The organism is Gemmiger formicilis, from assembly GCF_900167555.1.
GTDB lineage: Bacteria > Bacillota > Clostridia > Oscillospirales > Ruminococcaceae > Gemmiger > Gemmiger formicilis.
The window spans coordinates 1-1,055 of sequence record NZ_FUYF01000091.1 but is presented as its reverse complement, the minus strand read 5'-3'; the positions used below and the strand labels follow the sequence as shown (position 1 = coordinate 1,055).

The following is a 1,055-nucleotide window of genomic DNA, read 5'->3' as shown; positions in this document are numbered from 1 at the left end:
TCTTTTTGTTTGGAGGTGGTCGAAATTTCACGCGAAGAGCGGGATGTTTACCTGATCCCGCAGAATTTTGTGGACACCGGCACGATTCTCGGCGGCACGGTCAAACTGCGCAATGCAGTAGAGGCGGCTGTGCTTGCCGTGGGCAGCGCGGTGCCGCTGTTTTATCTGCCGTTGGCGTTCAATATCCGGCTGATGATTGTCATTGCGGTGTCGGTGCCGCTGGGCGTTTTCGGTGTGGTAGGTATCGGCGGCGACAGCCTGACGCAGTTTGTGGCGCACTGGTTCCACTTTATGAAGCGCCGCCGCATCGTCACGCCCACGCCGCAGGGCAATCTTGAAGCCAACCGACACCGGCATCTGCGATTCATCAGCAAGCGATACCGCATTGTCTACTACGACGATACCGACACCTTGCCCCATAATGCACAGGTCTTGCAGCGCAAAGTAGACCGCCACGGAAAGCTGGTAAAACGGCAGACGCTCTACGATTTGCTGCCCATCGAGAAAATCGAGGACGGCATCCTGCACACCACAGATGACCGCTACATCAAAATTCTGGAAATCGAACCCATCAACTTCCTGCTGCGCTCCCCGCGCGAGCAACGCAGCGTCATCTACTCGTTCGCCAGCCTTTTGAAAGTCAGCCCGGTGCGATTGCAATTCAAGTCGTTTTCCCGCAAGGCAGATGTCAACGCCTATCTGGACAAGCTGCGACGGGATGCCGCCAACGAACCCGATGCCGACGTGCGCAAGCGCCACATGAGCTATATCCGCTTTGTAAAGCGTCTCGGCTCCCGCGATGCAGTCAGCCGCCGTTTCTTCGTAATTTTTCAGTACGAAGCACCTACAAATGAACGAAATATCTCCTACGCCGAAATTGTCTCCACGCTCGAAACCACCGCCCGTAACTTCCGCACCTATCTGGCACAGTGCGGCAACGCCATCGTGGAACACGAAAACGAGGACGAGTTCCTCACAGACGTTTTCTATACCTTACTAAATAGGCGAACGGCGGTACAGGTGCCATTGCAGGAGCGCATCCAAGACGTGCTTGC

General features: G+C 55.6%; 1 pseudogene. It reads left to right on the top strand.

Annotated elements, in window-relative coordinates:
- Window positions 1–1,055 (top strand): annotated as a pseudogene (locus B5D32_RS15350) (hypothetical protein); the annotation flags it as partial.